This window comes from Prauserella endophytica (genome assembly GCF_005146945.1).
Taxonomy (GTDB): domain Bacteria; phylum Actinomycetota; class Actinomycetes; order Mycobacteriales; family Pseudonocardiaceae; genus Prauserella_A; species Prauserella_A endophytica.
The window spans coordinates 88,982-115,703 of sequence record NZ_SWMS01000013.1; the positions used below are offsets into that span (position 1 = coordinate 88,982).

Consider the following 26,722-nt stretch of genomic DNA (forward strand, 5'->3'; position numbering starts at 1 on the left):
ACAGGGGAACACTGAAGTGGCACGTGACGTGCTGACAGACCTGAACAAGGTCCGCAACATCGGCATCATGGCCCACATCGACGCCGGTAAGACCACCACCACCGAGCGGATCCTGTTCTACACCGGGATCAACTACAAGATCGGCGAGGTGCACGACGGCGCCGCGACGATGGACTGGATGGAGGAGGAGCAGAAGCGGGGTATCACCATCACCTCGGCTGCCACCACCACCTTCTGGGCCGACCACCAGATCAACCTGATCGACACCCCGGGGCACGTCGACTTCACCGTCGAGGTGGAGCGCAACCTGCGGGTGCTCGACGGCGCGGTCGCCGTCTTCGACGGCAAGGAGGGCGTCGAGCCCCAGTCCGAGCAGGTGTGGCGCCAGGCCGACAAGTACGACGTCCCCCGGATCTGCTTCGTCAACAAGATGGACAAGCTGGGCGCGGACTTCTACTTCACCGTGCGCACCATCGAGGAGCGCCTCGGTGCGCGCCCGCTGGTCATCCAGCTGCCGATCGGCGCCGAGAGCGACTTCCAGGGCGTCATCGACCTGGTCCGCATGAAGGCGCTGACCTGGCGCGGCGATGTCAAGAAGGGCGAGGACTACGAGGTCGAGGACATCCCGGCCGAGCTCGCCGACAAGGCCGCCGAGTACCGCGAGAAGCTCGTCGAGGCCGTCGCGGAGACCGACGACTCCCTGATGGAGAAGTTCTTCGGCGGCGAGGAGCTGTCCGAGGCCGAGATCAAGGCCGCCATCCGCAAGATGGTGATCGAGCGCTCCGCCTTCCCGGTGCTGGCCGGTTCGGCGTTCAAGAACAAGGGCGTGCAGCCCATGCTCGACGCCGTCATCGACTACCTGCCTTCGCCGCTGGACGTCCCCGCGGTCGAGGGCACCCTGACCGACGGCGAGACCCCGGCCTCGCGCAAGGCTTCGGTCGACGAGCCGTTCTCGGCGCTGGCGTTCAAGATCGCCGCGCACCCGTTCTTCGGCAAGCTGACCTACATCCGGGTCTACTCGGGCAAGGTCGCCTCCGGCGCTCAGGTCATGAACTCGACCAAGGAGCGCAAGGAGCGCATCGGCAAGATCTTCCAGATGCACTCCAACAAGGAGAACCCGGTCGACGAGGCCCAGGTCGGTCACATCTACGCCGTGATCGGCCTGAAGGACACCACGACCGGTGAGACCCTGTGCGATCCGCAGAACCCGATCGTGCTGGAGTCGATGACCTTCCCCGAGCCGGTCATCAAGGTCGCCATCGAGCCGAAGACCAAGGCCGACCAGGAGAAGCTCTCCACGGCGATCCAGAAGCTCGCCGAGGAGGACCCGACCTTCCGGGTCAGCCAGGACGAGGAGACCGGTCAGACGATCATCGAGGGTATGGGCGAACTGCACCTCGAGGTGCTCGTCAACCGGATGAAGTCGGACTACAAGGTCGAGGCGAACATCGGTAAGCCGCAGGTCGCCTACCGCGAGACCGTCCGCAACACGGTCGAGAAGCTCGAGTTCACCCACAAGAAGCAGACCGGTGGCTCCGGTCAGTTCGCGAAGGTGATCGTCAAGCTCGAGCCGCTGCAGACCACGGACGGCGCGCTCTACGAGTTCGACAACAAGGTGACCGGTGGCCGCGTGCCGAGGGAGTACATCCCGTCGGTCGACGCGGGCGCCCAGGACGCGATGCAGTACGGCGTGCTGGCCGGCTACCCGCTCGTCGGGTTGAAGTTCACCCTGTTGGACGGTGCGTACCACGAGGTCGACTCCTCGGAAATGGCCTTCAAGATCGCCGGTTCGATGGCGATGAAGGAAGCCGCGAGGAAGGCGAACCCGGTACTGCTCGAGCCGATGATGGCCGTCGAGGTCACCACCCCTGAGGACTACATGGGTGACGTCATCGGTGACCTGAACTCCCGCCGTGGCCAGATTCAGGCCATGGAGGAGCGGTCTGGCACGCGCGTCGTGAAGGCGCTCGTGCCGCTGTCGGAGATGTTCGGCTACGTGGGCGACCTGCGGTCGCGCACCCAGGGTCGTGCGAACTACTCCATGCAGTTCGACTCCTACGCCGAGGTTCCGGCGAACGTGGCGAAGGAGATCATCGCGAAGGCGACGGGGGAGTGAGCATCGTAGCGAGCCCCGGCGAGCGAGGAGCGGAGCGAGCCCGGAGCCTTCCATCAGACCCAGTGGCGACGGGGGAGTAACTCTCCACCAGCACCCAACGCGGGCGCGAAAGGGGCCTCCCCCTAAGGTCCGCACAACCGACCAGATCGAGTCGCAGGCCGGCAGCCACGCTGGCCAGCGAGTAAGTAAGTCCAGGAGGACATTCCAGTGGCGAAGGCGAAGTTCGAGCGGAGCAAGCCGCACGTCAACATCGGAACCATCGGTCACGTCGACCACGGGAAGACCACCCTGACCGCGGCGATCACCAAGGTTCTGCACGACAAGTTCCCGGAGCTGAACCAGTCGCGTGCGTTCGACCAGATCGACAACGCGCCTGAGGAGAAGCAGCGCGGTATCACGATCAACATCTCGCACGTCGAGTACCAGACCGACAAGCGTCACTACGCGCACGTCGACGCCCCGGGTCACGCCGACTACATCAAGAACATGATCACCGGTGCGGCCCAGATGGACGGCGCGATCCTCGTGGTCGCGGCGACCGACGGCCCGATGCCGCAGACCCGTGAGCACGTGCTGCTCGCGCGTCAGGTCGGTGTGCCCTACATCGTGGTGGCCCTGAACAAGGCCGACATGGTCGACGACGAGGAGATCCTCGAGCTCGTCGAGATGGAGGTCCGTGAGCTGCTCAGCTCGCAGGAGTTCCCCGGCGACGACGCTCCGGTGGTCCGCGTCTCCGGCCTCAAGGCCCTCGAGGGCGACGAGCAGTGGGCGCAGAGCGTGCTCGACCTGATGGAGGCCGTGGACGACAACGTTCCGGAGCCGGAGCGTGAGGTCGACAAGCCGTTCCTCATGCCGGTCGAGGACGTCTTCACGATCACCGGTCGCGGTACGGTCGTCACCGGCCGTATCGAGCGCGGCGAGATCAAGCTGAACGAAGAGGTCGAGATCGTCGGCATCCGCCCCGAGGCTCGCAAGACCACCGTGACGAGCATCGAGATGTTCAACAAGATGCTCGACTACGGCCAGGCCGGTGACAACGCCGCCCTGCTGCTCCGTGGTATCAAGCGCGAGGACGTCGAGCGCGGCCAGGTCGTCGTGAAGCCCGGCACCACGACTCCGCACACGGAGTTCGAGGGTTCGGTCTACATCCTCTCCAAGGACGAGGGTGGCCGTCACACGCCGTTCTTCAACAACTACCGCCCGCAGTTCTACTTCCGTACCACGGACGTGACCGGCGTGGTGACCCTCGAGGAGGGCACCGAGATGGTCATGCCGGGCGACAACACCAACATCTCGGTGAAGCTGATCCAGCCGATCGCCATGGACGAGGGTCTGCGGTTCGCCATCCGCGAGGGTGGCCGTACCGTCGGCGCCGGCCAGGTCACCAAGATCATCAAGTAACGCACCCCCGGGTGCGGATGCCTGATTTCGATATGGCATCCTATTAAGGTTGCTCGACGCGGGGCGGCCGATTCTGAGGAATCAAACCCAATATGAATCGGCCGCCCTGCCGTGAGTGTCCTGGGCTTGCGGCTTCCGCGAGTCAGGAGCATCCGGCTTGGCCGGTGCTTCACGAGGTAAAGACCTAGGCACGAACAACGATCCTGAGGGATCGGTCTGCGCAGTGGGCGCGACACGCCCGACCGCGTGGACCGGAGACCAGGTCGTTGACGTGCGAGAACCGGCGCCGAGCGTTGGTTTGAGATAGCGGCACGAGACGAAGGAACGAGCTGCCACCATGGCGGGACAGAAGATCCGCATCCGGCTCAAGGCCTACGACCACGAGGCGATCGACGCCAGCGCACGCAAGATCGTCGAGACGGTCACGCGCACCGGCGCTTCCGTGGTTGGGCCGGTGCCGCTGCCCACCGAAAAGAACGTTTACTGCGTCATCCGCTCGCCGCACAAGTACAAGGACTCGCGCGAGCACTTCGAGATGCGCACGCACAAGCGGCTGATCGACATCCTCGACCCGACGCCGAAGACGGTCGACGCGCTCATGCGCATCGACCTGCCGGCGAGTGTCGACGTGAACATCCAGTAAGCGTCGGAGGACCTGCTTGCAGGGTCCGACCATCGGGCACGCGCAGCGGCGGAGATAAGAGACGGATTATGTCTGACAGGCAAGTGAAGGGCATTCTGGGCACCAAGCTCGGCATGACGCAGGTCTTCGACGAGAACAACCGGATCATTCCGGTGACCGTCGTGCAGGCCGGGCCGAACGTGGTGACCCAGGTGCGCAACCAGGAGAAGGACGGCTACTCGGCCGTGCAGCTGGCTTTCGGCGCGATCGACCCGCGCCGGGTCAGCAAGCCGAAGACCGGTCACTTCGAGAAGGCGGGCGTGACGCCCCGGCGCTACGTTGCCGAGCTGCGCACCACCGACGCGGACTCGTACGAGGTCGGCCAGGAGATCACGGCCGAGGTGTTCGAGACCGGTGCGGTGGTCGACGTGACCGGCACCAGCAAGGGCAAGGGCTACGCCGGTGTGATGAAGCGCCATGGCTTCAAGGGCCAGGGCGCCAGCCACGGTAACCAGGCCAAGCACCGCGCTCCCGGTTCGATCGGCGGCTGCGCCACGCCGGGTCGCGTGTTCAAGGGCCTCCGCATGGCGGGCCGGATGGGTAACGCGAGGGTCACCACGCAGGGCCTCACCGTGCACTCGGTGCGCGCTGAGGACGGCCTGCTGCTGATCAAGGGTGCCGTTCCCGGCCCCAAGGGCGGCCTGATCTTCGTCCGCAGCGCCGCGAAGGGTGGTGTGACGGCATGACCGCGACGGTCGAGGTGAAGACCCCGGCGGGCACGGCCGACGGCACGGTCGAGCTCCCCGACGAGATCTTCGACGTGCAGGCGAACATCCCGCTGATGCACCAGGTCGTGGTGGCTCAGCTGGCCGCCGCTCGCCAGGGCACGCACGACACGAAGACCCGCGGCGAGGTCCGCGGCGGTGGCCGCAAGCCGTACCGGCAGAAGGGCACCGGCCGGGCTCGTCAGGGTTCGGTTCGCGCGCCGCAGTTCACCGGCGGTGGCACGGTGCACGGCCCCACGCCGCGTGACTACACGCAGCGCACCCCGAAGAAGATGAAGGCCGCCGCACTGCGTGGCGCCCTCTCGGACCGGGCGCGGGCCGGCCAGGTGCACGTGGTGACCGAGCTGGTCACCGGCGAGAAGCCGTCCACGAAGGACGCCAAGAAGGTTCTCTCGTCGTTGTCGCAGGCGAAGCGCGTTCTCGTGGTGCTGCACCGTGACGACGAGCTGAGCTGGCTTTCGGCCCGCAACCTCTCGCACGTCCACCTGATCACGCCGGACCAGCTCAACACCTACGACGTGCTGGTCAACGACGACGTGGTGTTCACCAAGGCGGCGTTCGACGCCTTCCTTGCGGGCCCGGCCAAGGGCAGGAGCGCCAAGGCTTCCGCGACGTCGAGCGAGGCCGAAGGGAGTGACGAGCAGTGAGTTCCGTGGCGATCCCCGACCCCCGCGACATCCTCATCGCGCCGGTGATCTCCGAGAAGTCCTACGGGCTGCTCGAGGACCACAAGTACACGTTCCTGGTTCGCCCGGACGCCAACAAGACCCAGATCAAGGTCGCGGTCGAGAAGGTGTTCGGCGTGAAGGTCATCAGCGTGAACACGATCAACCGCCCCGGCAAGCGCAAGCGCACCCGGTACGGCTTCGGCAAGCGCAAGGACACCAAGCGCGCCATCGTGACGCTGTCGGCCGAGAGCAAGCCGATCGAGATCTTCGGCGGACCAGCCGCGTAAGGGACTGAGAAGACATGGGCATCCGCAAGTACAAGCCGACTACGCCGGGACGGCGTGGCTCGAGCGTCTCCGACTTCGCCGAGATCACCCGGTCGACGCCGGAGAAGTCGCTCCTGGCCCCGCTGAGCAAGTCCGGTGGCCGCAACTCGTCGGGCAAGATCACCACCCGGCACAAGGGCGGCGGCCACAAGCGTGCGTACCGGATCATCGACTTCCGGCGCAACGACAAGGACGGCGTTCCCGCCAAGGTCGCGCACATCGAGTACGACCCCAACCGCTCGGCCCGCATCGCGCTGCTGCACTTCGCCGACGGCGAGAAGCGCTACATCATCGCGCCGGACAAGCTCAAGCAGGGTGACCGGGTGGAGAGCGGCCCTCGCGCCGACATCAAGCCCGGCAACAACCTGCCGCTGCGCAACATCCCGGTCGGCACCGTGATCCACGCGATCGAGCTCCGCCCCGGCGGCGGCGCCAAGATCGCCCGGTCGGCGGGTGCCCGCGTGCAGCTCGTCGCCAAGGACGGGCCGTACGCCCAGCTGCGGATGCCCTCGGGCGAGATCCGCAACGTGGACGTGCGCAACCGGGCCACCGTGGGCGAGGTCGGCAACTCCGACCACTCGAACATCAACTGGGGCAAGGCGGGCCGCAACCGCTGGCGGGGCAAGCGCCCCACCGTCCGCGGTGTCGTCATGAACCCGGTGGACCACCCGCACGGTGGTGGTGAGGGCAAGACGTCCGGTGGTCGTCACCCGGTGAACCCGAACGGTAAGCCGGAGGGCCGCACCCGCCGTCGCAAGGAAAGCGACAAGCTGATCGTCCGCCGCCGGCGTACCGGCAAGAAGCGCTGAGCAGGGAGGTAGAAGAACATGCCGCGTAGCCTGAAAAAGGGCCCGTTCGTGGACGACCACCTGCTCAAGAAGGTGGACGCGCTCAACGAGTCGGGCAAGAAGACCGTGATCAAGACCTGGTCCCGCAGGTCCACGATCATCCCGGACATGCTCGGTCACACCATCGCGGTCCACGACGGCCGCAAGCACGTCCCGGTGTTCGTCACCGAGGCCATGGTGGGGCACAAGCTGGGCGAGTTCGCCCCGACGCGGACCTTCAAGGGCCACGTCAAGGATGACCGCAAGTCGCGTCGCCGCTGAGCGCGCACCTGAGAGAAGGAAGTAACGATGAACGCGCGTAATGGTGCGGAGGCCGAGGCAGCGGAAGCACTGCCGACGGCTTTCGCTCGCGCTCGGTTCGTCCGGGACTCGCCGACCAAGGTGCGCCGGGTGATCGAGCTGATCAAGGGCCGCAACGCCAACGAGGCCCTGGCCGTGCTCCGGTTCGCCCCGCAGGCGGCCAGCGAGCCGGTGGCGAAGGTGCTCGCCAGCGCCATGGCCAACGCCGAGAACAACCTCGACCTTGACCCGGACACGCTCTGGATCAAGAACGCCTACGCCGACGAGGGCCCGACGCTCAAGCGCATCCGGCCGCGTGCCCAGGGCCGCGCCTACCGGATCCGCAAGCGGACCAGCCACATCACGGTCGAGGTCGAGTCGCGGCCGGAAGCCAAGACCAAGAGCAAGAAGAAGGCAGGTGGCCGGTAGTGGGCCAGAAGATCAACCCGCACGGCTTCCGGCTCGGGATCACCACTGACTGGAAGTCGCGCTGGTACGCCGACAAGCAGTACTCGGAGTACGTCGCCGAGGACGTGAAGATCCGCAAGCTCCTGTCCACCGGCATGGAGCGGGCCGGCATCTCGAAGGTCGAGATCGAGCGCACCCGCGACCGCGTCCGCGTCGACATCCACACCGCCCGGCCGGGCATCGTCATCGGCCGCCGCGGCGCGGAGGCCGACCGGATCCGTGGCGCGCTGGAGAAGCTCACCGGCAAGCAGGTGCAGCTGAACATCCTCGAGGTGAAGAACACCGAGGCCGACGCCCAGCTCGTCGCGCAGGGTGTCGCCGAGCAGCTGTCCAACCGCGTCGCCTTCCGGCGCGCGATGCGCAAGGCGCTCCAGACGTCCATGCGCTCGCCGCAGGTCAAGGGCATCCGCGTGCAGTGCAGCGGCCGTCTCGGCGGTGCCGAGATGTCCCGCTCCGAGCACTACCGCGACGGCCGGGTTCCGCTGCACACGCTGCGCGCCGACATCGACTACGGCTTCTTCGAGGCCCGTACGACGTTCGGCCGCATCGGCGTGAAGGTGTGGATCTACAAGGGTGACGTCATCGGCGGCCTCAAGGGCAAGGCCGAGCGGGACGCCGCCGCGGCGGCCGAGCGCGCCCCGCGCAGGGAGCGTCCCTCGCGTCGCCGTTCGGGCTCGTCGGGCACCACGCCGACGTCGACCGAGGCTGGCCGCGCGGCTGCCGCGAAGGCCGACACAGACGTCGCGACCAGCCAGGCCCCCGAAGTGGCCTCGCCGGACGCAGCAGAGAAGACGGAGGGCTGACGCGTGCTCATCCCACGCAAGGTCAAGCACCGCAAGCAGCACTCGCCGAAGCGGTCCGGCGCCGCCAAGGGCGGCACGAAGGTCAACTTCGGTGAGTACGGCATCCAGGCGCTTGAGCACAGCTACGTGACCAACCGGCAGATCGAGTCCGCTCGTATCGCCATGACTCGTCACATCAAGCGTGGCGGGAAGATCTGGATCAACATCTTCCCGGACCGCCCGCTCACCAAGAAGCCCGCGGAGACCCGCATGGGTTCCGGTAAGGGCTCGCCCGAGTGGTGGGTCGCCAACGTCAAGCCCGGCCGCGTGATGTTCGAGATGAGCTTCCCGAACGAGGCGGTGGCTCGTGAGGCTCTGCGCCGCGCGATCCACAAGCTGCCGATGAAGTGCAGGATCGTGACCCGCGAAGGTGGTGAGTTCTGATGGCGAGTGCAGCAGGAGTTGCGGCGTCAGAACTTCGTGAGCTCACTGCGGAAGAGCTCGTGCTCCGTCTGAAGGAAGCCAAGGAGGAGCTGTTCAACCTCCGGTTCCAGATGGCGACCGGACAGCTCGACAACAACCGCAGGCTGCGCACGGTCCGCGCGGACATCGCGCGCATCTACACGGTGATGCGTGAGCGCGAGCTCGGCCTCTCCGTCGCGCCTGACGAGACTGACGAGAGTGAAGGTGCCGCATGACCGAGCCGGTGCAGAAGAAGGACTCCGGCCGCAACTACCGGAAGGTCCGTGAGGGCCTCGTCGTGTCCGACAAGATGGACAAGACGATCGTGGTCGAGCTCGAGGACCGCAAGAAGCACCCGCTGTACGGCAAGGTCATGCGCTCCACCAAGAAGGTGAAGGCGCACGACGAGCAGAACACCGCCGGCGTGGGTGACCGCGTGCTGCTGATGGAGACCCGGCCGATGTCGGCCACCAAGCGGTGGCGACTGGTCGAGATCCGCGAGAAGGCCAAGTAATCAGGGGGCTGCCAGCCCCATTCGTTCCGCCAGGCTCGGGCCTACCGAGAACCGGCGCGACATACAGGAGTTGACGTGATCCAGCAGGAGTCGCGACTGCGAGTCGCCGACAACACGGGTGCCAAGGAGATCCTGACCATCCGCGTGCTCGGTGGCTCGGGGCGGCGCTACGCGGGCATCGGCGACATCATCGTCGCCACCGTCAAGGACGCCATCCCGGGCGCCAACGTGAAGCGTGGTGACGTGGTCAAGGCCGTCATCGTCCGCACGGTGAAGGAGAAGCGTCGCCCTGACGGCTCCTACATCCGTTTCGACGAGAACGCGGCCGTGCTCATCAAGAACGACAACGAGCCGCGGGGCACCCGCATCTTCGGGCCGGTCGGCCGCGAGCTGCGCGACCGCAAGTTCATGAAGATCATCTCGCTGGCGCCGGAGGTGCTCTAGATGAAGGTGAAGAAGGGCGACACCGTCCTCGTCATCGCCGGCAAGGACAAGGGCGCGAAGGGCAAGGTCATCCAGGCCTACCCCGAGCGGCAGCGGGTGCTGGTCGAGGGCGTGAACCGGATCAAGAAGCACACCCGGATCACCCAGACGCAGCGCGGTGCCCAGTCCGGCGGCATCATCACCCAGGAGGCCCCCATCCACGTCTCGAACGTGATGGTCGTGGACTCCGACGGCAAGCCGACCAGGGTGGGCTACCGGATTGGCGAGGACGGCAAGAAGGTGCGTATCTCGCGCAGGACGGGCAAGGACATCTGATGACCACCGCAGAGACGACATACCCGACGCCGCGGTTGAAGACCCGCTACCGCGAGGAGATCAAGGGCCAGCTGCAGGAGGAGTTCTCCTACGCGAACCCGCACCAGATCCCCGGCGTGGTCAAGGTCGTGGTGAACATGGGCGTTGGTGACGCCGCTCGCGACAGCAAGCTGATCGAGGGCGCCATCCGCGACCTGGCCACCATCACCGGCCAGAAGCCCGAGGTGCGCAGGGCCCGCAAGTCCATCGCCCAGTTCAAGCTGCGCGAAGGCCAGCCGATCGGTGCGCGCGTGACGCTGCGCGGCGACCGCATGTGGGAGTTCCTGGACCGGCTGCTGACCATCGCACTGCCCCGTATCCGCGACTTCCGCGGCCTCTCGGGCAAGCAGTTCGACGGCAACGGCAACTACACGTTCGGCCTGTCCGAGCAGTCGATGTTCCACGAGATCAACCCGGACTCCATCGACCGCCCGCGCGGCATGGACGTCACGGTCGTCACCACCGCCACCACCGACGACGAGGGCCGGGCGCTGCTGCGCAAGCTCGGCTTCCCGTTCAAGGAGAACTGAGCCGATGGCCAAGAAAGCTCTGATCGCCAAGGCCGCCCGCAAGCCGAAGTTCAAGGTGCGTGCCTACACCCGCTGCCAGCGCTGCGGCAGGCCGCACTCGGTCTACCGCAAGTTCGGACTCTGCCGCATCTGCCTGCGGGAGATGGCCCACGCGGGCCAGCTCCCCGGCGTCAGCAAGTCCAGCTGGTGAAGGCTTCCCACCAACTCCCACTTCGCCACAGGCCCCGCACGGGGAACCAGGGCGAGAAAGGTTGACAGGTCACCATGACGATGACCGACCCGATCGCAGACTTCCTGACACGTCTGCGTAACGCGAACTCGGCGTACCACGACGAGGTCGTGCTCCCTCACTCGAAGATCAAGGCGAACATCGCCGAGATCCTCAAGCGCGAGGGCTACATCTCGGACCACCGGGTCGAGCCCGGCGAGAAGCACAAGAACCTGATCGTCGAGCTGAAGTACGGCCCGAACCGGGAGCGCAGCATCGCCGGTCTCCGGCGGGTGTCCAAGCCCGGTCTGCGGGTGTACGCGAAATCGACCAACCTGCCCAACGTTCTGGGCGGCCTCGGCGTTGCGATCATCTCGACGTCGTCCGGCCTGCAGACCGACCGGCAGTGCAAGCGCAACGGCGTGGGCGGCGAAGTCCTCGCCTACGTCTGGTAAGGGAGGGGGACTGGCATGTCACGCATCGGAAAGCTGCCGATCACCGTCCCCTCCGGGGTCGAGGTGACCATCGACGGGCAGCACGTCAAGGTCAAGGGTCCGAAGGGCACCCTCGAGCACACGGTTCCCGAGCCGATCACGGTCGAGCGCGACGAGGACGGCGTGCTCTCGGTGAAGCGGCCGGACGACGAGCGGGAGAGCCGGGCGCTGCACGGCCTGACCCGCACGCTGGTGAACAACCTCGTCGTGGGTGTCACCGACGGTTACGAGAAGAAGATGGAGATCCACGGGGTCGGTTACCGTGTGCAGGCCAAGGGCTCGGACCTCGAGTTCGCCCTCGGCTACAGCCACCCGGTGCTGATCAAGGCCCCGGAGGGCATCACCTTCAAGGTGGAGTCCCCCACTCGGTTCTCGGTCTCCGGCATCGACAAGCAGAAGGTCGGCCAGACCGCGGCGGTCATCCGTAAGCTGCGTCGCCCCGACCCCTACAAGGGCAAGGGCCTGCGCTACGAGGGCGAGCGCATCCGTCGCAAGGTCGGAAAGACGGGTAAGTGATCATGAGCGAAACGGTGACCAAGCGCAAGCCGGTCGGCAAGGACATCTCGACCCGCCGTCGCGCTGGCAAGGTTCGTCGGCACGCCCGGCTGCGCAAGAAGATCAGCGGCACGGCGGCCCGGCCGCGGATGTCGGTGAAGCGGTCCTCGCGGCACATCGTCGTTCAGCTGATCGACGACGTCGCGGGCCACACCCTGGCGTCGGCGTCCACCCTCGAGGCGGACGTGCGCGCGGTGGAGGGCGACAAGAAGGCCAAGGCCGCCAAGGTCGGCGAGCTGGTCGCGGCCCGTGCCAAGGAGGCCGGGATCTCCAAGGCGGTGTTCGACCGGGGTGGCAACGCCTACCACGGCCGGATCGCCGCACTGGCCGACGCCGCCCGCGAGGCGGGGTTGGAGTTTTAGACAGTGAACAAGTTCGAGAACGGAAGGAACGCCTGATGCCGGGACGTACGCGGCAATCCGGCGGCCAGGGCGGACCCGGCGGCGACCGCGAGCGCGGTGGCGGCCGGGACCGCAGGGACCGTCGTGACGGTGGCCGTGGCGGGGCGGCCCAGGACAAGACCCCGCACCTCGAGCGCGTCGTAGCGATCAACCGCGTGGCCAAGGTGGTCAAGGGTGGTCGTCGCTTCAGCTTCACCGCGCTGGTCGTCGTCGGTGACGGCGACGGTCAGGTCGGCGTCGGCTACGGCAAGGCCAAGGAAGTTCCCGCGGCCATCGCCAAGGGTGTCGAGGAGGCGAAGAAGAACTTCTTCCGCGTGCCTCGGATCGCCGGCACCATCCCGCACCCCGTGCAGGGTGAGGAGGCCGCCGGTGTGGTGCTCCTCCGTCCGGCCAGCGCCGGTACCGGTGTCATCGCCGGTGGCCCGGTGCGTGCGGTGCTGGAGTGCGCCGGTGTGCACGACGTGCTGTCGAAGTCGCTCGGCAGCGACAACGCGATCAACATCGTGCACGCGACCGTGCGGGCCCTAAAGGACCTGCAGCGTCCCGAGGAGGTCGCGGCTCGCCGTGGCCTGCCGCTCGAGGACGTGGCTCCGGCCAGGATGCTGCGGCAGCGTGCGGGCCAGGGGGTCTGACATGGCGCAGCTGAAGGTCACCCAGATCAAGAGCACGATCGGCACGAAGCAGAACCACCGGGCGTCGCTGCGCACCCTCGGGCTGCGCAAGATCCGGCAGTCTGTCGTGCGGGATGACACCCCTGAGACCCGCGGGCTCATCCACACGGTCCGGCACCTGGTGACTGTGGAGGAGGTCAAGGCATGACCATCAAGATCCACCACCTGCGGCCCGCCCCCGGGGCCAAGCGCGACAAGATCCGCGTCGGCCGCGGCGAGGGCTCGAAGGGCAAGACCGCCGGTCGCGGCACGAAGGGCACCAAGGCCCGGAAGAACGTGCCCGCCGGTTTCGAGGGTGGGCAGATGCCCATCCACATGCGGCTGCCGAAGCTGCGTGGCTTCAAGAACCGCTTCCGCACCGAGTACCAGCCGGTGAACGTGGGCGACATCGCCCGCGTGTTCGCCGACGGTGGCAAGGTCGGCAAGGAGGAGCTCGTGGCCCGCGGCCTCGTCCGCAAGAACCAGCTGGTGAAGGTTCTCGGCAACGGTGACGTCGAGGGCGTCAAGCTCGACGTCACCGCCGACGCCTTCTCGGCCAGCGCCAAGGAGAAGCTCGAAGCCGCTGGTGGCAGCGCCACCACGCTCTGAGCCACCCAGAGGCTGAAACGGCCCGCCCGGTCCACGTGACCGGGTGGGCCGTTTTCCGTTTGCCTGGCCGGTTATGTTCGAGACGTGACCTGGCTGCTGGTGTTCTTCGGTGCCGCGCTGCTCATCGCGCTGACACCCGGTGCGAACAACCTGCTCGGCCTGCACCACGGCATGCGCCACGGCCTCGGCAAGGCGCTCGCCGGGCTCGCGGGCAGGCTCGCCGCGTTCGTGCTCATGATCGCCGCCGTCGCGGCCGGCCTCGGGCAGGTGCTGGCGGCGTCGGAGCTGGCGTTCACCGTCATCAAGTGGGTCGGTGTCGCCTACCTCGCGTGGCTCGGCGGCAGCCTGCTCGTGAGCACCTTCCGCCACGGCACGCGTCCCCGGCTGCCCGAAGGGGAAACGGCCGATCCGCTGCCGGTGTGGCCGGTGGTGCGCAAGGAGTTCCTGGTCGCGATCACCAATCCCAAGGCGGTGCTCGTGTTCACGGCGTTCGTGCCGCAGTTCGTCGACGCCGGTCACGGCCCGATGGGCTGGCAGGTGGCGGTGCTCGGCGCGGTGTACCTGCTGGCGGAGTTCCTCGCGGGCACGGTCTACGTTGGCGTCGGCGCCGTGGCGAGGGTGGCCGCTCTCTCAGCGCGGGCGCGACGCAATGTCGACCGCGGCACCGGGATCGTGCTGCTCGGGATGGCGGGCGCACTGGCGACCTCGGCCAGATGACGCATTAGCCCGTACTACCTGCGGGCACTACCACAGGGGCTGTTAGAGTCGACGACACGCTGCGGGACACTTGTGCCCCGGAGCGCTCCTGGCTTGCCCGCCAGCGACTGTGTCCTGCCGGTACCCCGTACCGGCCAAGCCGATCGTCGGTTGATCACCGGCGACGCCGAGGAGGTCCCCCGCGTGCTCAGCGCATTCCGCTCGGCTCTCGCGACGCCGGACCTGCGCAAGAAGATCCTGTTCACGCTGATGATCGTGGCCGTGTACCGGATCGGTGCGGTCATCCCAGCGCCCGGGGTTTCGTACCCCAATGTTCAGGCCTGTCAGGCGCAAGTCGAGAACCAGAACATCTTCTCCCTGCTGAACCTGTTCAGCGGTGGTGCGCTCCTGCAGCTGTCGATCTTCGCGACGGGCATCATGCCCTACATCACGGCGAGCATCATCGTGCAGCTGCTCACCGTGGTGATTCCGCGCTTCGAGGAGCTGAAGAAGGAGGGGCAGTCCGGCCAGGGCAAGCTCACGCAGTACACGCGCTACCTGACGATCGCGCTGGCGATCCTGCAGGCGACGGGTGTCATCGCTCTCGCGGACCGCGGTCAGCTCTTCGGCGACTGCGACCAGCCGGTTCTCCCGGACAACAGCGTCGCCACGCTGGCGATCACGGTCCTCACGATGACCGCGGGCACGGCCGTGATGATGTGGCTCGGCGAGCTCATCACCGAGCGCGGCGTCGGCAACGGCATGTCGCTGCTGATCTTCCTGAACATCGCGGCGCAGATTCCCGCCGAGGGCGCCAACATCCTGAGCAGCCAGGGCGGACTGGTCTTCTTCTTCGTCTGTCTCCTCGCGCTGGCGATCATCGCGAGCGTCATCTTCGTGGAGCAGGGCCAGCGCCGGATCCCGGTGCAGTACGCCAAGCGCATGATCGGCCGCCGGATGTACGGCGGCACCTCGACGTACCTGCCGATCAAGGTCAACCAGGCCGGTGTCATCCCGGTCATCTTCGCGTCGTCGCTGCTGTACCTGCCCGATCTCATCGGCAGGCTGGTGGGCGACCCGAACCAGGCTTCCGGCTGGCAGCGGTTCCTCCAGACCTACCTGGTGGACCAGTCGAGCTGGTTGCACATCCTCTCGTACTTCGCGCTGATCATCTTCTTCACGTACTTCTACATCACGATTACCTTCAACGTTGACGAACGTGCTGAGGAGATGAAGAAGTTCGGTGGGTTCATCCCGGGCATCCGGCCCGGCAGGCCCACCGCCGAGTACCTGAGCTTCGTACTCGGCCGCATCACGCTGCCGGGCTCGATCTACCTCGGCATCGTGGCGATCCTGCCCAACTTCTTCTTGTCCATCACCGGCCAGGGACAGAACCAGAACTTCCCGTTCGGCGGCACGGCTGTGCTGATCATGGTCGGTGTCGGACTCGACACCGTGAAGCAGATCGAAAGCCAGCTCATGCAGCGCAACTACGAAGGGTTCCTCCGATGACGCGTGTGGTTCTCGTTGGTCCGCCAGGTGCGGGTAAGGGCACGCAGGCGGTCGCTCTCTCCGAGCGGCTGCGGGTGCCGCACATCTCGACGGGTGACCTGTTCCGGGCTCACGTGGGGGAGCAGACGCCGCTGGGTCAGGAGGCGAAGCGCTACCTCGACTCGGGTGACCTCGTGCCCGACTCGGTGACGAACGAGATGGTGCGGGAGCGGCTGGCCGATCCGGACACGAAGGCGGGCTTCCTGCTCGACGGCTTCCCCCGCAACACCAAGCAGGCCGAGGTGCTCGGCGAGATGCTCGCCGAGTCCGACACCGCGCTGGACGCCGTGATCGAGCTCCAGGTGCCCGAGGACGTGCTGGTCGAGCGGCTGCTCGGCCGCGGTCGCGCGGACGACACCGAAGAGGTCATCCGCCGCCGCCAGCAGGTGTACCGCTCGGAGACGGCTCCGCTGCTCGAGTTCTACGCCGACATCCTGGTCACCGTTGACGGCGTCGGCGACATCGACGAGGTCTCCTCGCGCGTGCTGGACGCGCTCGACAAGAAGTCGTGAACCTGCGCGGTCTTCGCATGCCGAGGTGGTTGCGCCGCGGCAGCTCCATCGAGATCAAGACCAGGGGCGAGCTCGAGGCGATGCGGGAGGCCGGCCTGGTCGTCGCGCGCACCCTCGCCCTGGTGACCGAGGCCGCCAAGCCGGGTGTGACCATGATCGAGCTGGACGAGCTCGCCGAGCAGACCATCCGCGAGGCGGGCGCCGTGCCGTCGTTCCTGGGCTACCACGGCTTCCCGGCTTCGATCTGCGCGTCGGTGAACGAGCAGATCGTGCACGGGATCCCGTCGGCGGCGCGGACGCTGGCCGACGGGGACCTGCTGTCCGTGGACTGTGGTGCGATCCTGAACGGCTGGCACGGCGACTCGGCCGTGACGATCGCCGTCGGTGACGTCACGGACGCGGACCGTAAGCTCTCGGCGGCTACCGAGACCGCGATGTGGGCGGGTGTCGACGCCGTCAGGCCAGGTGCCCGGCTCACCGACATCTCCTTCGCGGTCGAGTCGGCGGCGCTGCGGGCCGGCGAGGCTGACGGCCTCGACTACGGCATGGTGGTGGAGTACGGCGGCCACGGCATCGGTCGCGAAATGCACATGGACCCGTTCCTGCCGAACGTCGGCAAGCCCGGCAAGGGGCCGGTGCTCGAGGCCGGGATGGCCCTCGCGGTGGAGCCGATGCTGACCGGCGGCTCGGGTGAGACGGTGGAGCTGGAGGACGGCTGGACGGTCGTGACCGCGGACGGCTCCCGCTCGTCGCACTGGGAGCACACCGTCGCGGTGACCGAGGACGGCCCCTGGGTGCTGACGGCCCCGGAATCCACCTGACCGGGCGACGGCGGTCCGGACCGGATCCATCGCCGGTGGAGTGAGCGGACGGCGTTCGGCCTGCTCAGCGTGGCTCTTCGCCCGTCGTGGTGATTCCGTTACGGTGTTATCATTGAGTGGGTGCGACGGAACGTCGTCGTGCCTCTAGCACAGGCGGCCCCCGTTTGGGGTGCTTGACACAGGGTGCGTACACTGTCTAGCTGGCGTGCCCATCACGTCGATTCCATCGCGCTTGTGAAATGCACTCGAGTTCCTGGGGCATTGGAGTCGGTGTGACGTGCGTGCCACTGACAGTAAGCACTCACCGCTCAACCAATCACGAAACGCGGAGGACATGGCGAAGAAAGACGGGGCCATCGAGGTCGAAGGCCGCGTGATCGAGCCGCTTCCCAACGCGATGTTTCGCGTCGAGTTGGAGAACGGCCACAAGGTCCTAGCCCACATCAGCGGCAAGATGCGGCAGCACTACATCCGCATCCTGCCTGAGGACAGGGTTGTCGTCGAGCTTTCGCCCTACGACTTGTCCCGTGGTCGCATCGTCTACCGCTACAAGTGATCACGGAGAGCGTGGCTGAGGTCGACGACCTCGGCCAAGGGGCGCGCAGCAACTCAGCACGAGCAGGAAAGCAGGAGACGTGAAGGTCAAACCGAGCGTCAAGAAGATCTGCGACAAGTGCCAGATCGTCCGCCGGCACGGCCGGATCATGGTGATCTGCGACAACCTGCGGCACAAGCAGCGGCAGGGCTGATCGCAAGCACTCGTTCCGGAGTGGCTTGACACATCAATACCTCCCCGTACCTGCCGGGTCGCCACGGCGACCTGGTTCACCCCCGGGCTTCAGGCCGGGGCCGGGACACCACCCGCGAGAGCGAGTGGGCGACAGCGAGTCGTCCCGGGATGGCCGGGGAGCAGACCTGAAGACACGACGAACATAAGGAGCACGAGCGCCAATGGCACGACTCGCTGGCGTCGACCTCCCCCGCGAAAAGCGGTTGGAGATCGCGCTTACCTACATCTACGGCGTTGGCCGTACCCGCTCCAGGGAACTGATCGCCGCTACCGAGCTGAACGCGGACACCCGCGTGAAGGACCTCAGCGACGACGACCTGGTGAAGCTGCGGGACTACATCGAAGAGAACTTCAAGGTCGAGGGTGACCTCCGCCGCGAGGTGAATGCCGACATCCGTCGCAAGATCGAGATCGGGTGTTACGAGGGTCTGCGGTGGCGCCGTGGTCTGCCCGTCCGCGGGCAGCGCACGAAGACGAACGCCCGTACCCGCAAGGGCCCGAAGAAGACGGTGGCAGGCAAGAAGAAGGCGGGCAAGAAGTGAGCGTCCGCGGCAGGAGGGTCGTGCAGGTCGGCGCGAACCAGCGCCGCGGATCGGCCTCGTGCGTCTCGCCGAAGGCCCTTTACGCCCGTCCGATGGCGCTGCGCCAGCTGTACACCGACGCCGGTTCCGTGATCCGGCGCGGGCAGCGTGAGGCCGCGGCCGCCCACCAAGAGAACTCGCGGTAGAGGAGAAGCACCCAGACATGCCCCCCAAGGCTCGTACCGGCGCCAAGAAGGTCAGGCGCAAGGAAAAGAAAAACGTCGCTCACGGGCACGCCCACATCAAGAGCACGTTCAACAACACGATCATCTCGATCACCGACCCGAACGGCGCGGTGATCTCGTGGGCCTCGTCCGGCCACGTCGGGTTCAAGGGCTCGCGGAAGTCCACCCCGTTCGCCGCTCAGATGGCTGCCGAGAACGCCGCGCGCAAGGCCGCCGAGCACGGGATGAAGAAGGTCGACGTGTTCGTGAAGGGACCCGGCTCCGGCCGGGAGACCGCGATCCGCTCGCTGCAGGCCGCCGGCCTCGAGGTCGGCACCATCCAGGACGTGACCCCGCAGCCTCACAACGGCTGCCGCCCGCCGAAGCGGCGCCGGGTCTGAGGAACGGGGAGGAGTAAGCACACATGGCTCGTTACACCGGCCCCGCGACGCGCATCTCGCGTCGCCTCAAGGTCGACCTCATCGGCGGTGACCAGGCTTTCGAGCGTCGCCCCTACCCGCCCGGCCAGCACGGCCGCGGCCGGATCAAGGAGAGCGAGTACCTGCTCCAGCTGCAGGAGAAGCAGAAGGCTCGCCACACCTACGGCATCCTCGAGCGCCAGTTCAAGCGCTACTACGAGGAGGCCGCGCGGCGCACCGGCAAGACCGGTGAGAACCTGCTGCAGATCCTGGAGTCCCGGCTGGACAACGTGGTCTACCGCGCCGGCCTCGCCCGCACCCGTCGGCAGGCCCGTCAGCTGGTCAGCCACGGTCACTTCCTGGTCAACGGCCAGAAGGTGAACATCCCCAGCTTCCGCGTGTCCAAGTTCGACATCATCGACGTGCGGCCCAAGTCGCTGCAGATGCTGCCGTTCGTGGCCGCCAAGGAGGCGATGGGCGAGCGCCCCATCCCGGCTTGGCTGCAGGTGGTGCCCTCGACCCTGCGCATCCTCGTGCACCAGCTGCCTGAGCGCGCGCAGATCGAGGTTCCGGTGCAGGAACAGCTGATCGTCGAGTTCTACTCGAAGTGATCCACCACCCGGCTCCGGCCGGGGGCGGATCCGGCGGCGGCGCCGTGGAGTGCGCCGCCGCCTACGCCACACCTTTCGGCGTCATATGGCGGGCGCCGGCAGGAAAGGAAGAAGGAAAGTGCTGATTTCCCAGCGGCCGACTCTCGGCGAAGAGACGGTCAACGAGACCCGCTCCCGGTTCACCATCGAGCCGCTCGAGCCGGGCTTCGGCTACACGCTCGGCAACTCGCTGCGGCGCACGCTGCTGTCGTCGATCCCGGGTGCCGCGGTCACGAGCATCCGCATCGACGGCGTCCTGCACGAGTTCACCACCGTTCCCGGGGTGAAGGAAGACGTCACCGAGATCATCCTGAACCTCAAGGAGCTCGTGGTGTCCTCCGAGGAGGACGAGCCGGTCACCATGTACCTGCGCAAGCAGGGCCCCGGTGAGGTCACCGCGGCCGACATCGTGCCCCCGGCCGGTGTCACCGTGCACAACCCGGACCTGCACATCGCCTCCCTGAACGGCAAGGGCAAGCTCGAGATCGAGCTCGTCGTCGAGCGGGGCCGCGGCTACGTGCCTGCGCTGCAGAACAAGCAGGCGGGCGCGGAGATCGGCCGGATCCCGGTCGACTCGATCTACTCGCCGGTGCTGAAGGTGACCTACAAGGTCGAGGCCACCCGTGTCGAGCAGCGGACCGACTTCGACAAGCTGATCCTGGACGTGGAGACCAAGCCGTCGATCACGCCCCGGGACGCGGTCGCGTCGGCCGGTAAGACGCTCGTGGAGCTCTTCGGTCTGGCCAGGGAGCTCAACGTCGACGCCGAGGGCATCGAGATCGGCCCGTCGCCGCAGGAGGCGGACACCATCGCCGCCTACGCGATGCCGATCGAGGACCTGGACCTCACGGTGCGGTCCTACAACTGCCTCAAGCGCGAGGGAATCCACACCGTCGGCGAACTGGTCTCGCGCAGCGAGGCCGACCTGCTCGACATCCGCAACTTCGGCGCGAAGTCGATCGACGAGGTCAAGATGAAGCTCGTCGGTCTCGGCCTCACGCTGAAGGACAGCCCGCCCGGGTTCGACCCGACGGCCGCCGCGTCCAGCTACGACGGCGAGGGCTGGGGTGGCGATGTCGCCGACGGCCTTTCCGACAGTGGCCACGACGATGGCCAGGACTACGCAGAGACGGAGCAGCTGTAAGACCGGCGGGGCGGTCCGCAGTGGACCATCCACTGTGGACCGCCTGGTCTTGCCGCTGAGAAGTTAACGAGGAGAACCGATGCCCACCCCCACCAAGGGACCCCGTCTCGGTGGCTCGCCGTCGCACGAACGGCTGATGCTGGCGAACCTGGCCACGTCGCTGTTCGAGCACGGCAAGATCACCACCACCGAGGCCAAGGCCAAGCGCGTCCGGCCGCTTGCCGAGAAGCTGATCACCAAGGCAAAGCGCGGTGACCTGCACAACCGGCGTCAGATCATGCGGATCATCCGCGACAAGGACGTCGTGCACAAGCTGATCGCCGAGATCGGACCGTTCTTCGTGGACCGCAACGGCGGTTACGTCCGCATCACCAAGACGCTGCCGCGCAAGGGCGACAACGCCCCGATGGCGGTCATCGAACTGGTGGCGGAGAAGACGGTCGCGGCGGAGGCCGAGGCGGCGCGCAAGACCAAGTTCGCCAAGGACGAGAAGCCCGCCGAGGAGACCACCGAGGCCCCTGAGGCCGAGGCCACCGAGGCTGCCGACGCGAAGGCCGACGACCAGGACGCCGAGGCTCCCGCCTCCGCGACCGACGAGGCGACGGCCGCGCCCGCCGAGGGCGCCGAGGACAAGACCGACGAGCCGGCCGACAAGGCCGACAAGAAGGACGAGTCCTGACGGCACAGAACGTCACGAACGAGCCCGCCACTCCCGCTGGGGAGGGCGGGCTCGTTCGTCTGCGCCTCGACGTCTCCTACGACGGCACCGACTTCTCGGGCTGGGCGCGTCAGCCGCAGCGGCGCACCGTGCAGGGCGTGCTTGAGGACGCACTCGCCAAGCAGCCTCCCGGGGCCGCATTGGCCCGCTCCGTGGTCGTCGCGGGCCGGACGGACGCCGGGGTCCACGCGACCGGTCAGGTCGTCCACGCGGACGTGGTGCCGTTCTCGGGCGAACCGACGTCGCGGCGCCTGACCGTCGACGAGCGTGGCGTCCCTGACCTCGACCGCATGCGGCACCGCTGGAACCGGATCCTGCCGGCCGACGTACGCGTGCTCGGCGTGCGTGTCGCCCCCGAGGGGTTCGACGCCCGGTTCTCCGCGACGCGGCGGCACTACCGCTACCAGGTCTCCGACGCGCCGTACGGCGTCGACCCACTGCGCCGCCACGACACCCTCGCGTGGGGCCGTCCGCTCGATGTGGACGCGATGAACGAGGCTTCCGAGGCCCTGCTGGGCCTGCACGATTTCGCGGCCTACTGCAAGCAGCGGGAGGGCGCCACGACGATCAGGGAGCTGCAGCGTCTCGTCTGGCGCCGGGTCGCGGAGCACGACGTGCACGTGGACGTGTCGGCCGACGCGTTCTGCCACTCCATGGTGCGCAGCCTCGTCGGCGCACTGTTGCTGGTCGGCGACGGTCGCCGCGAGGTCGCGTGGCCGGGAACGGTGCTGGAGAGCCAGGAGCGGGCGAGCGCGGTCGCGCCCGCCCACGGCCTCACCCTGGTGGGCATCGACTACCCGCCGGACGCGGAGCTCGCCGCCCGTGCCCAGCAGACCCGCAACCTGCGCACGGTGTGACCCGACTGCAGTGAAGGCCACCATGCCTGCGTTCAACGCAGTGAAGGTGGCCTTCACTGCAGTCGGAAAGGCTCAGTCGCCTCGGCGGACCGGGCCGAGGATCTGCTTTTCCTTGGCCGTGGTGACGAGCCGGAGCGGGCGCCAGAGGTTGCGGCCCAGCGCCACCACCTGATCGTCCTTCAACGTCGTCAGCTGTCGCATCATCTGCGGCGGCAGGCGCCAGATGCGCGCGGCCAGCTCGGCCTGCCCGGCGGGCAGGCGCTGCATGAGCACCAGGTCCGCCGCGTTGGCCATCGCGCCGGCCTGCGGGTGCAGGTACGGCAGCACGTAGACCGTCGTCTGCCACGGCGAGCGCGGCGGGAAGAGGTCCTGCGGCGTCGGACCGCCATCGTGGACGACGAGCAGCGGCGCGTCCTCCGACGGCCTCGGCAGCTCCACAGGGGACAGTCGCCGGATCTGCACCAGCGGCGAGGGCTGGCCGTTCGGCTGGGTGCCCGCGGCCTGCGACAGCAGGTGCCAGGCCGTCGGACGGCCGGTCGCCACGACGACCCACGCGCCGACCGCCATCGCGCGCAGCGCCACCTGCCGTGCGAGGTAGAGGCCGCCGACGAGCACGATTCTCGTCGGGGCGGATCGCAGTGCAGAGATCGTCAGCGGCTCGCCCTGCAGACCGGAGCCCAGCACGATGCCGCCGCGGTCGCCGGACGGGCTGATCGCGTCCAGCAGCTCGGGGTCCACGATGAACTCCGGAGCGACGCCGAGGTCCTGGTTCGCGTCGTGCACACGCGAGCTCATGCCGCGCCTCCCATCGGCAGGGTCGAGGCGAATCCGGCGGCCTGCTTGCCCCGCAGCGGGGTCAGTGAGACGCCGAGGCGCTCGGACGTGCTGTTCAGCCGCTGGTCCGCCGCGTCGAGTTCACGCGGGTTGCGGGCGCTGACCCGCACCACACCCCGCAGGCCGATCTTGCCCTCCTCCTGCGAGGGGGAGATCGACATCGCCACGGTGGCCGACAGTGCGCGCACGCTCGTCAGCGCGTTGAGGCTGTTGGTGATCTTGCCCTTCGGCCAGCCGGTGATCGCGTAGCTGGCGTGCCCGATGCCCGCAGCCGTGACGCCGGTCCAGCGCTCGTGCAGTGCGACCTTGCTGCCCGACCCCGCGACCCCCGTCAGCTCGGCGGCGGAGATGCCCGCGCGCAGCAGCTCGTCCGGATCGAGGGGGCGGGTGGGCACTCCCCGCGACTCCAGCGCGTTGCGAACCCGAGAGAGTGCGCCCATGAGCGCCCGGTGCGCGCCGACGACGCCGCCGCCGCGCTCCCGCACCGCCGAGGGGCAGCGTTTCGGGTCGAGCCGGATCGAGACCCACGTCGTCCGCCGCGCCGCGGCGGTGAGCGGGCCGAGCACCTCCAGGTACGAGCTGAGCGCGGGTGAGTCCGCAGGCAGCGCCGCGCTGCCCGGGTAGCAGTGCCAGGTGATCTGGATGGAGTCGAGCACCACGCCGCGGTCCTCGAGGCACGGCGCCAGCGCCGACAGCGGGAGGCTCGGCGCGCCGCCCGCCTGCGTGATCAGCGCCGGAGTGGGTTCGACCAGCAGCACCGCGGTCCAGGTGCCGTCGTGCCAGGCGAGGCCGACCTCCTGATGCTCGTGGTCCTTGCCCTGCGCCACGACCAGATCGGGCAGCGCGAGGCGCAGCAGGTTGACCCTGGCGTCCTCGGGGCCGACGACGCCGCCGTTGTCGTCCTCGTCCGCGATCGTCTCGATGGTGGTCGGGGCGAGGGGAGTGGCGACGCGGTCGTGGGAGCGGAGGGTGTAGCGAGCGGTAAGTCCAGCCCACTGGGTGAACCACTGACCGCCCCAGCGCAGGAACGCCAGCACGAGCGCGAGCGCGACGATGCCGATCGAGACGTAGAGCAGACCGTCGTTGATCGCGAGCAGGATCAGGCCGATCGCGAGTCCGATCTCCAGCACGACGACGTTGACGACCGGCAGCGGGCCGAGGCTCGCGCCGAACGTCCGCTTACGCGCGGGCGGCGCGATGCGGGGCGGCGCCTGCGCGGCGCCGCCCGGCCGGGGTCCCTGACCGGGCGGAGGTCCCGGCGGGCCCCCTGGACCGCCAGGTCCGCCTGGTCCCCCAGGTCCGCCTGGTCCCCCAGGTCCGCCTGGGCCTCCCGGACCCCCGGGTCCACCCGGCCCACCCGGTCCGCGAGGGTTCCTCGGCCCCCCTGGGCCACCGCCCGCACCGCCAGGTCCTCTCGGAGGCTGGGGTGGCCCCGGCGGCCGCCCGGAAGGCGGCTGGGAGCCAGGCGGCGGACCCGGCGGACGTGGAGGAGTGGTGACGGACATCCGCGCGTTCTCTTCCCCTCGTTTTGGTGCACTTGAGCTGACAGCCGGTCCCGAGGAGCCGAACACTAGCCGGAGTTGGTAGAAACCAACACCAGACGGTCCCCGCACGGCTATCCTGCGGAACCGTACCGCGACTGGGAGAGCTGTAGGTCGAGAATGCCGTCAACACCGACAACAAAGTCACAAGTCCAGGCGTATCAGTTCGTGCTGCGGCGCATGCAGTCCGCGCTGGTGCGCAAGGACGCGGTGATGTTGCACGACCCGATGCGAACGCACTCCCGCGCGACGATCGTCGGTGTGGTGCTCAGCGCGATCGCGATGCTCGGCTTCATCATCTTCGGGTTCTTCAAGCCCGCTCCCAAGGCGCCCGACTCGGGGATCGTCATCGGGGAGCAGTCCGGTTCGATCTACGTCGTCGCAGGCAACCCGAGGAAGCTGATCCCCACCTTCAACCTGGCCTCGGCCCGCCTGATCCTCATGGCGCAACAGCAGGAGAACGCCGAGGGCGGACAGGGCGGCCAGCAGGCGGCTCAGCAGGCACAGGTCCCGCCCACCACGGTCGTGCCGGACGACCAGCTCAAGGACATCCCGCGCGGGCGGCTCCAGGGCATTCCGGACGGTCCCGACCTCATCCCGTCCAAGGACCAGATGATCCCTCCGCGCTGGGCGGTGTGTGACGAGGTCAAGATCGACAGCACCCTTCCGGAGTCGCAGCAACAGGCGGCGTCGATTCGGGAGACCACGGTGTTCGCCGGTGTGGACCACCTCGGCAGGCAGCTCGCGGCGAACGAGGCGCTGCTCGTCACCGCCGACGACGGCCAGACCTACCTGATCTACCGGCAGGCCGGGCAGGGCAACGCCGTGCGCGCCCAGGTGGACATGAACGACTCCGCGGTCACGACGGCGCTGGACCTTCAGGACACGAAGGTGCGCAAGATCTCCATGGGCCTGCTCAACGCCATCCCCGCGGTGGGTGAGCTGAGCGTGCCCGACATCGCGAACCTGGGTGAGTCACCGAGCTACAACCTCAACGAGCTGACCGTCGGCTCGGTGTTCCAGGTGGAGGGCGCGGGGGACACGGGCTACTACGTCGTGCTCGACAACGGCGTCCAGCGGATCCCGCAGTCGCTCGCGCAGATGATCCGCTTCACGGAGGCGTCGACGGACGAGCTCCCGCCCATCGCCCCGAAGCATCTGAACAACGTCACGATCCTCCATCCGGGTCAGCCGGGCGCCGTGGACGTCAGCCAGTACCCCGAGGTCGTGCCGACCGTCCTCACCGCCGACACACGGCCGGTGAGCTGCCTCGGGTGGAGCGTGCAGGGCGAGGGGGCCGAGCGCGACGCGAGGACCGCCGTCTACGTGAACCCCCAGCTGCCGGGGCCGAAGGACGCGCAGCTCGTCGGGATCGGGGAGCCGAGCCCGGACGGCTGGAAGGTCGAGCACTTCTACATGCGGCCGGGCTTCGCGGCGGCGGCGCGCTCGGCGACCACGAGGGAGACCTTCGACAAGGGCAGCATCCAGCTGATCTCCGACCGAGGCGTGCGGTACTCCATCCCGAACGCCGCCACTGCGACGGGGCTCGGGCTGTCGGTGCAGGACCTGCAGCCCGCTCCCGAGGCGATCATCAAGCTGCTGCCGACCGGCGCCTCGCTGAACACCCAGGACGCCAAGCGGACGTTCGACGGGGTGCGGTTCGACCCGAGCGTGGGCTCGTTCCCCGACGACACCGCGGCGGCCGCCGGCGGCAACTGAGCCGTCCGCACAAGCCGAGCTGAACCCGCGGGAAGCCCTCGAGCCACACCGACTGCAGTGAAGGCCACCTTGCCTGCACGTCTCCCCCCACCACCCAAGCGGAGGCGCTGACGCGCCGCTGTGTTGATTCGACGCAGGCAAGGTGGCCTTCACTGCAGAGCTGGAGTCCTGCCGAGCTGAGGTGACACAGCCGGGGCCCTTGGGAATGG

Annotated in this window: 39 protein-coding genes; 37 read left to right on the forward strand and 2 right to left on the reverse strand. The window is 67.9% G+C overall.

The genetic code is table 11. The features are described 5' to 3' along the window. The first annotated feature begins 16 nt into the window (after positions 1-16). The 36 genes from fusA (at position 17) to truA (ending at position 22,419) form a co-directional block, all read left to right on the forward strand. A complete protein-coding gene (gene fusA, locus FCN18_RS22845) occupies positions 17-2,116 on the forward strand; it encodes an elongation factor G (protein ID WP_112276844.1) in 2,100 nt (699 codons plus the stop codon). Between the two features lie 207 nt (positions 2,117-2,323). Continuing rightward, positions 2,324-3,517, forward strand: a complete 1,194-nt coding sequence (gene tuf / locus FCN18_RS22850) for an elongation factor Tu (RefSeq protein WP_110334820.1) — start codon at positions 2,324-2,326, stop codon at positions 3,515-3,517. Positions 3,518-3,854: 337 nt separating this feature from the next. Next, on the forward strand, positions 3,855-4,160 hold the full coding sequence (rpsJ, locus tag FCN18_RS22855) for a 30S ribosomal protein S10 (RefSeq protein ID WP_003883485.1): 306 nt from the start codon (positions 3,855-3,857) through the stop codon (positions 4,158-4,160). Between the two features lie 68 nt (positions 4,161-4,228). Beyond that, positions 4,229-4,885: a 50S ribosomal protein L3 gene (gene rplC / locus FCN18_RS22860; protein ID WP_112276846.1), complete on the forward strand. Its 657-nt coding sequence runs from the start codon at positions 4,229-4,231 to the stop codon at positions 4,883-4,885. Further along, positions 4,882-5,571, forward strand: coding sequence for a 50S ribosomal protein L4 (rplD, locus tag FCN18_RS22865; protein ID WP_112276848.1), 690 nt, complete (start codon positions 4,882-4,884; stop codon positions 5,569-5,571). The genes rplC and rplD overlap by 4 nt, the downstream gene beginning before the upstream one ends. Then, entirely contained in the window at positions 5,568-5,879 is a 312-nt protein-coding gene (gene rplW / locus FCN18_RS22870) for a 50S ribosomal protein L23 (RefSeq protein ID WP_112276850.1), read from the forward strand. Before rplD ends, rplW begins: the two co-directional genes overlap by 4 nt. 14 nt (positions 5,880-5,893) lie before the next feature. Beyond that, positions 5,894-6,727, forward strand: a complete 834-nt coding sequence (gene rplB, locus FCN18_RS22875; RefSeq protein WP_112276852.1) for a 50S ribosomal protein L2 — start codon at positions 5,894-5,896, stop codon at positions 6,725-6,727. Positions 6,728-6,745: 18 nt separating this feature from the next. After that, positions 6,746-7,027 (forward strand): 30S ribosomal protein S19, encoded by a 282-nt coding sequence (rpsS, locus tag FCN18_RS22880; RefSeq protein WP_009152380.1) that lies wholly within the window; start codon positions 6,746-6,748, stop codon positions 7,025-7,027. 27 nt (positions 7,028-7,054) lie between these two features. Beyond that, positions 7,055-7,474: a 50S ribosomal protein L22 gene (rplV, locus tag FCN18_RS22885; protein WP_112276854.1), complete on the forward strand. Its 420-nt coding sequence runs from the start codon at positions 7,055-7,057 to the stop codon at positions 7,472-7,474. Next, the gene (gene rpsC, locus FCN18_RS22890) at positions 7,474-8,316 is read left to right on the forward strand and encodes a 30S ribosomal protein S3 (RefSeq protein WP_112276856.1); all 843 of its coding nucleotides are present in this window, start codon (positions 7,474-7,476) and stop codon (positions 8,314-8,316) included. Before rplV ends, rpsC begins: the two co-directional genes overlap by 1 nt. 3 nt (positions 8,317-8,319) lie before the next feature. After that, complete coding sequence (gene rplP, locus FCN18_RS22895) at positions 8,320-8,739, forward strand: 50S ribosomal protein L16 (RefSeq protein ID WP_009152383.1); 420 nt, start codon at positions 8,320-8,322, stop codon at positions 8,737-8,739. Continuing rightward, on the forward strand, positions 8,739-8,993 hold the full coding sequence (gene rpmC / locus FCN18_RS22900) for a 50S ribosomal protein L29 (RefSeq protein ID WP_112276858.1): 255 nt from the start codon (positions 8,739-8,741) through the stop codon (positions 8,991-8,993). Before rplP ends, rpmC begins: the two co-directional genes overlap by 1 nt. Then, positions 8,990-9,271, forward strand: coding sequence for a 30S ribosomal protein S17 (gene rpsQ / locus FCN18_RS22905; protein ID WP_110334828.1), 282 nt, complete (start codon positions 8,990-8,992; stop codon positions 9,269-9,271). The genes rpmC and rpsQ overlap by 4 nt, the downstream gene beginning before the upstream one ends. Before the next feature lie 75 nt (positions 9,272-9,346). Further along, complete coding sequence (rplN, locus tag FCN18_RS22910) at positions 9,347-9,715, forward strand: 50S ribosomal protein L14 (protein ID WP_024876329.1); 369 nt, start codon at positions 9,347-9,349, stop codon at positions 9,713-9,715. Then, a complete protein-coding gene (gene rplX / locus FCN18_RS22915) occupies positions 9,716-10,030 on the forward strand; it encodes a 50S ribosomal protein L24 (RefSeq protein WP_110334829.1) in 315 nt (104 codons plus the stop codon). It abuts the gene before it with no gap. Then, on the forward strand, positions 10,030-10,599 hold the full coding sequence (gene rplE / locus FCN18_RS22920) for a 50S ribosomal protein L5 (RefSeq protein WP_110334830.1): 570 nt from the start codon (positions 10,030-10,032) through the stop codon (positions 10,597-10,599). Before rplX ends, rplE begins: the two co-directional genes overlap by 1 nt. A gap of 4 nt (positions 10,600-10,603) precedes the next feature. Then, complete coding sequence (locus tag FCN18_RS22925; RefSeq protein ID WP_091802162.1) at positions 10,604-10,789, forward strand: type Z 30S ribosomal protein S14; 186 nt, start codon at positions 10,604-10,606, stop codon at positions 10,787-10,789. 74 nt (positions 10,790-10,863) lie between these two features. After that, positions 10,864-11,262, forward strand: coding sequence for a 30S ribosomal protein S8 (rpsH, locus tag FCN18_RS22930; RefSeq protein WP_110334831.1), 399 nt, complete (start codon positions 10,864-10,866; stop codon positions 11,260-11,262). A gap of 15 nt (positions 11,263-11,277) precedes the next feature. Continuing rightward, complete coding sequence (gene rplF / locus FCN18_RS22935) at positions 11,278-11,817, forward strand: 50S ribosomal protein L6 (RefSeq protein WP_112276860.1); 540 nt, start codon at positions 11,278-11,280, stop codon at positions 11,815-11,817. Between the two features lie 2 nt (positions 11,818-11,819). Then, the gene (gene rplR / locus FCN18_RS22940; RefSeq protein WP_112277105.1) at positions 11,820-12,218 is read left to right on the forward strand and encodes a 50S ribosomal protein L18; all 399 of its coding nucleotides are present in this window, start codon (positions 11,820-11,822) and stop codon (positions 12,216-12,218) included. A 35-nt stretch (positions 12,219-12,253) separates the two neighbouring features. Next, positions 12,254-12,889 (forward strand): 30S ribosomal protein S5, encoded by a 636-nt coding sequence (gene rpsE / locus FCN18_RS22945; protein WP_091802171.1) that lies wholly within the window; start codon positions 12,254-12,256, stop codon positions 12,887-12,889. A 1-nt stretch (position 12,890) separates the two neighbouring features. Further along, positions 12,891-13,076: a 50S ribosomal protein L30 gene (gene rpmD / locus FCN18_RS22950; protein ID WP_110334834.1), complete on the forward strand. Its 186-nt coding sequence runs from the start codon at positions 12,891-12,893 to the stop codon at positions 13,074-13,076. After that, complete coding sequence (gene rplO / locus FCN18_RS22955; protein ID WP_112276862.1) at positions 13,073-13,516, forward strand: 50S ribosomal protein L15; 444 nt, start codon at positions 13,073-13,075, stop codon at positions 13,514-13,516. The genes rpmD and rplO overlap by 4 nt, the downstream gene beginning before the upstream one ends. An 84-nt stretch (positions 13,517-13,600) precedes the next feature. After that, positions 13,601-14,233 carry a LysE family translocator gene (locus FCN18_RS22960; protein WP_206077969.1) on the forward strand — a complete coding sequence of 211 codons (633 nt, stop codon included), beginning with the start codon at positions 13,601-13,603 and terminating at the stop codon, positions 14,231-14,233. Positions 14,234-14,416: 183 nt separating this feature from the next. Further along, positions 14,417-15,724: a preprotein translocase subunit SecY gene (secY, locus tag FCN18_RS22965; RefSeq protein WP_112277109.1), complete on the forward strand. Its 1,308-nt coding sequence runs from the start codon at positions 14,417-14,419 to the stop codon at positions 15,722-15,724. Continuing rightward, on the forward strand, positions 15,721-16,275 hold the full coding sequence (locus FCN18_RS22970) for an adenylate kinase (protein ID WP_113641393.1): 555 nt from the start codon (positions 15,721-15,723) through the stop codon (positions 16,273-16,275). The genes secY and FCN18_RS22970 overlap by 4 nt, the downstream gene beginning before the upstream one ends. A gap of 17 nt (positions 16,276-16,292) precedes the next feature. Further along, a complete protein-coding gene (gene map, locus FCN18_RS22975; protein WP_137096067.1) occupies positions 16,293-17,096 on the forward strand; it encodes a type I methionyl aminopeptidase in 804 nt (267 codons plus the stop codon). Between the two features lie 334 nt (positions 17,097-17,430). Further along, the gene (gene infA, locus FCN18_RS22980; protein ID WP_005443304.1) at positions 17,431-17,652 is read left to right on the forward strand and encodes a translation initiation factor IF-1; all 222 of its coding nucleotides are present in this window, start codon (positions 17,431-17,433) and stop codon (positions 17,650-17,652) included. 79 nt (positions 17,653-17,731) lie between these two features. Further along, positions 17,732-17,845, forward strand: coding sequence for a 50S ribosomal protein L36 (gene rpmJ / locus FCN18_RS22985; protein ID WP_005443306.1), 114 nt, complete (start codon positions 17,732-17,734; stop codon positions 17,843-17,845). A gap of 202 nt (positions 17,846-18,047) precedes the next feature. Beyond that, a complete protein-coding gene (rpsM, locus tag FCN18_RS22990) occupies positions 18,048-18,428 on the forward strand; it encodes a 30S ribosomal protein S13 (protein WP_110334838.1) in 381 nt (126 codons plus the stop codon). After that, positions 18,425-18,613, forward strand: coding sequence for a hypothetical protein (locus FCN18_RS22995; protein ID WP_110334839.1), 189 nt, complete (start codon positions 18,425-18,427; stop codon positions 18,611-18,613). The genes rpsM and FCN18_RS22995 overlap by 4 nt, the downstream gene beginning before the upstream one ends. 17 nt (positions 18,614-18,630) lie before the next feature. Next, positions 18,631-19,032: a 30S ribosomal protein S11 gene (rpsK, locus tag FCN18_RS23000; RefSeq protein WP_110334840.1), complete on the forward strand. Its 402-nt coding sequence runs from the start codon at positions 18,631-18,633 to the stop codon at positions 19,030-19,032. Positions 19,033-19,055: 23 nt separating this feature from the next. Further along, entirely contained in the window at positions 19,056-19,661 is a 606-nt protein-coding gene (rpsD, locus tag FCN18_RS23005) for a 30S ribosomal protein S4 (RefSeq protein WP_112276866.1), read from the forward strand. A gap of 118 nt (positions 19,662-19,779) precedes the next feature. Further along, positions 19,780-20,844: a DNA-directed RNA polymerase subunit alpha gene (locus FCN18_RS23010; protein WP_110334842.1), complete on the forward strand. Its 1,065-nt coding sequence runs from the start codon at positions 19,780-19,782 to the stop codon at positions 20,842-20,844. Between the two features lie 79 nt (positions 20,845-20,923). Next, complete coding sequence (gene rplQ / locus FCN18_RS23015; RefSeq protein WP_112276868.1) at positions 20,924-21,523, forward strand: 50S ribosomal protein L17; 600 nt, start codon at positions 20,924-20,926, stop codon at positions 21,521-21,523. Further along, a complete protein-coding gene (truA, locus tag FCN18_RS23020) occupies positions 21,520-22,419 on the forward strand; it encodes a tRNA pseudouridine(38-40) synthase TruA (protein ID WP_112276877.1) in 900 nt (299 codons plus the stop codon). Before rplQ ends, truA begins: the two co-directional genes overlap by 4 nt. 72 nt (positions 22,420-22,491) lie before the next feature. On the opposite strand, the gene FCN18_RS23025 is transcribed toward truA, so the two are convergent. Then, entirely contained in the window at positions 22,492-23,214 is a 723-nt protein-coding gene (locus FCN18_RS23025; RefSeq protein ID WP_112276879.1) for a hypothetical protein, read from the reverse strand. Next, positions 23,211-24,452: a type VII secretion protein EccE gene (gene eccE, locus FCN18_RS23030; protein WP_112277113.1), complete on the reverse strand. Its 1,242-nt coding sequence runs from the start codon at positions 24,450-24,452 to the stop codon at positions 23,211-23,213. Before eccE ends, FCN18_RS23025 begins: the two co-directional genes overlap by 4 nt. Positions 24,453-24,914: 462 nt before the next feature. Here eccE and eccB point away from each other — a divergent pair, with 462 nt between their 5' ends. Beyond that, complete coding sequence (gene eccB, locus FCN18_RS23035) at positions 24,915-26,513, forward strand: type VII secretion protein EccB (protein ID WP_137096068.1); 1,599 nt, start codon at positions 24,915-24,917, stop codon at positions 26,511-26,513. Positions 26,514-26,722: the final 209 nt, after the last annotated feature.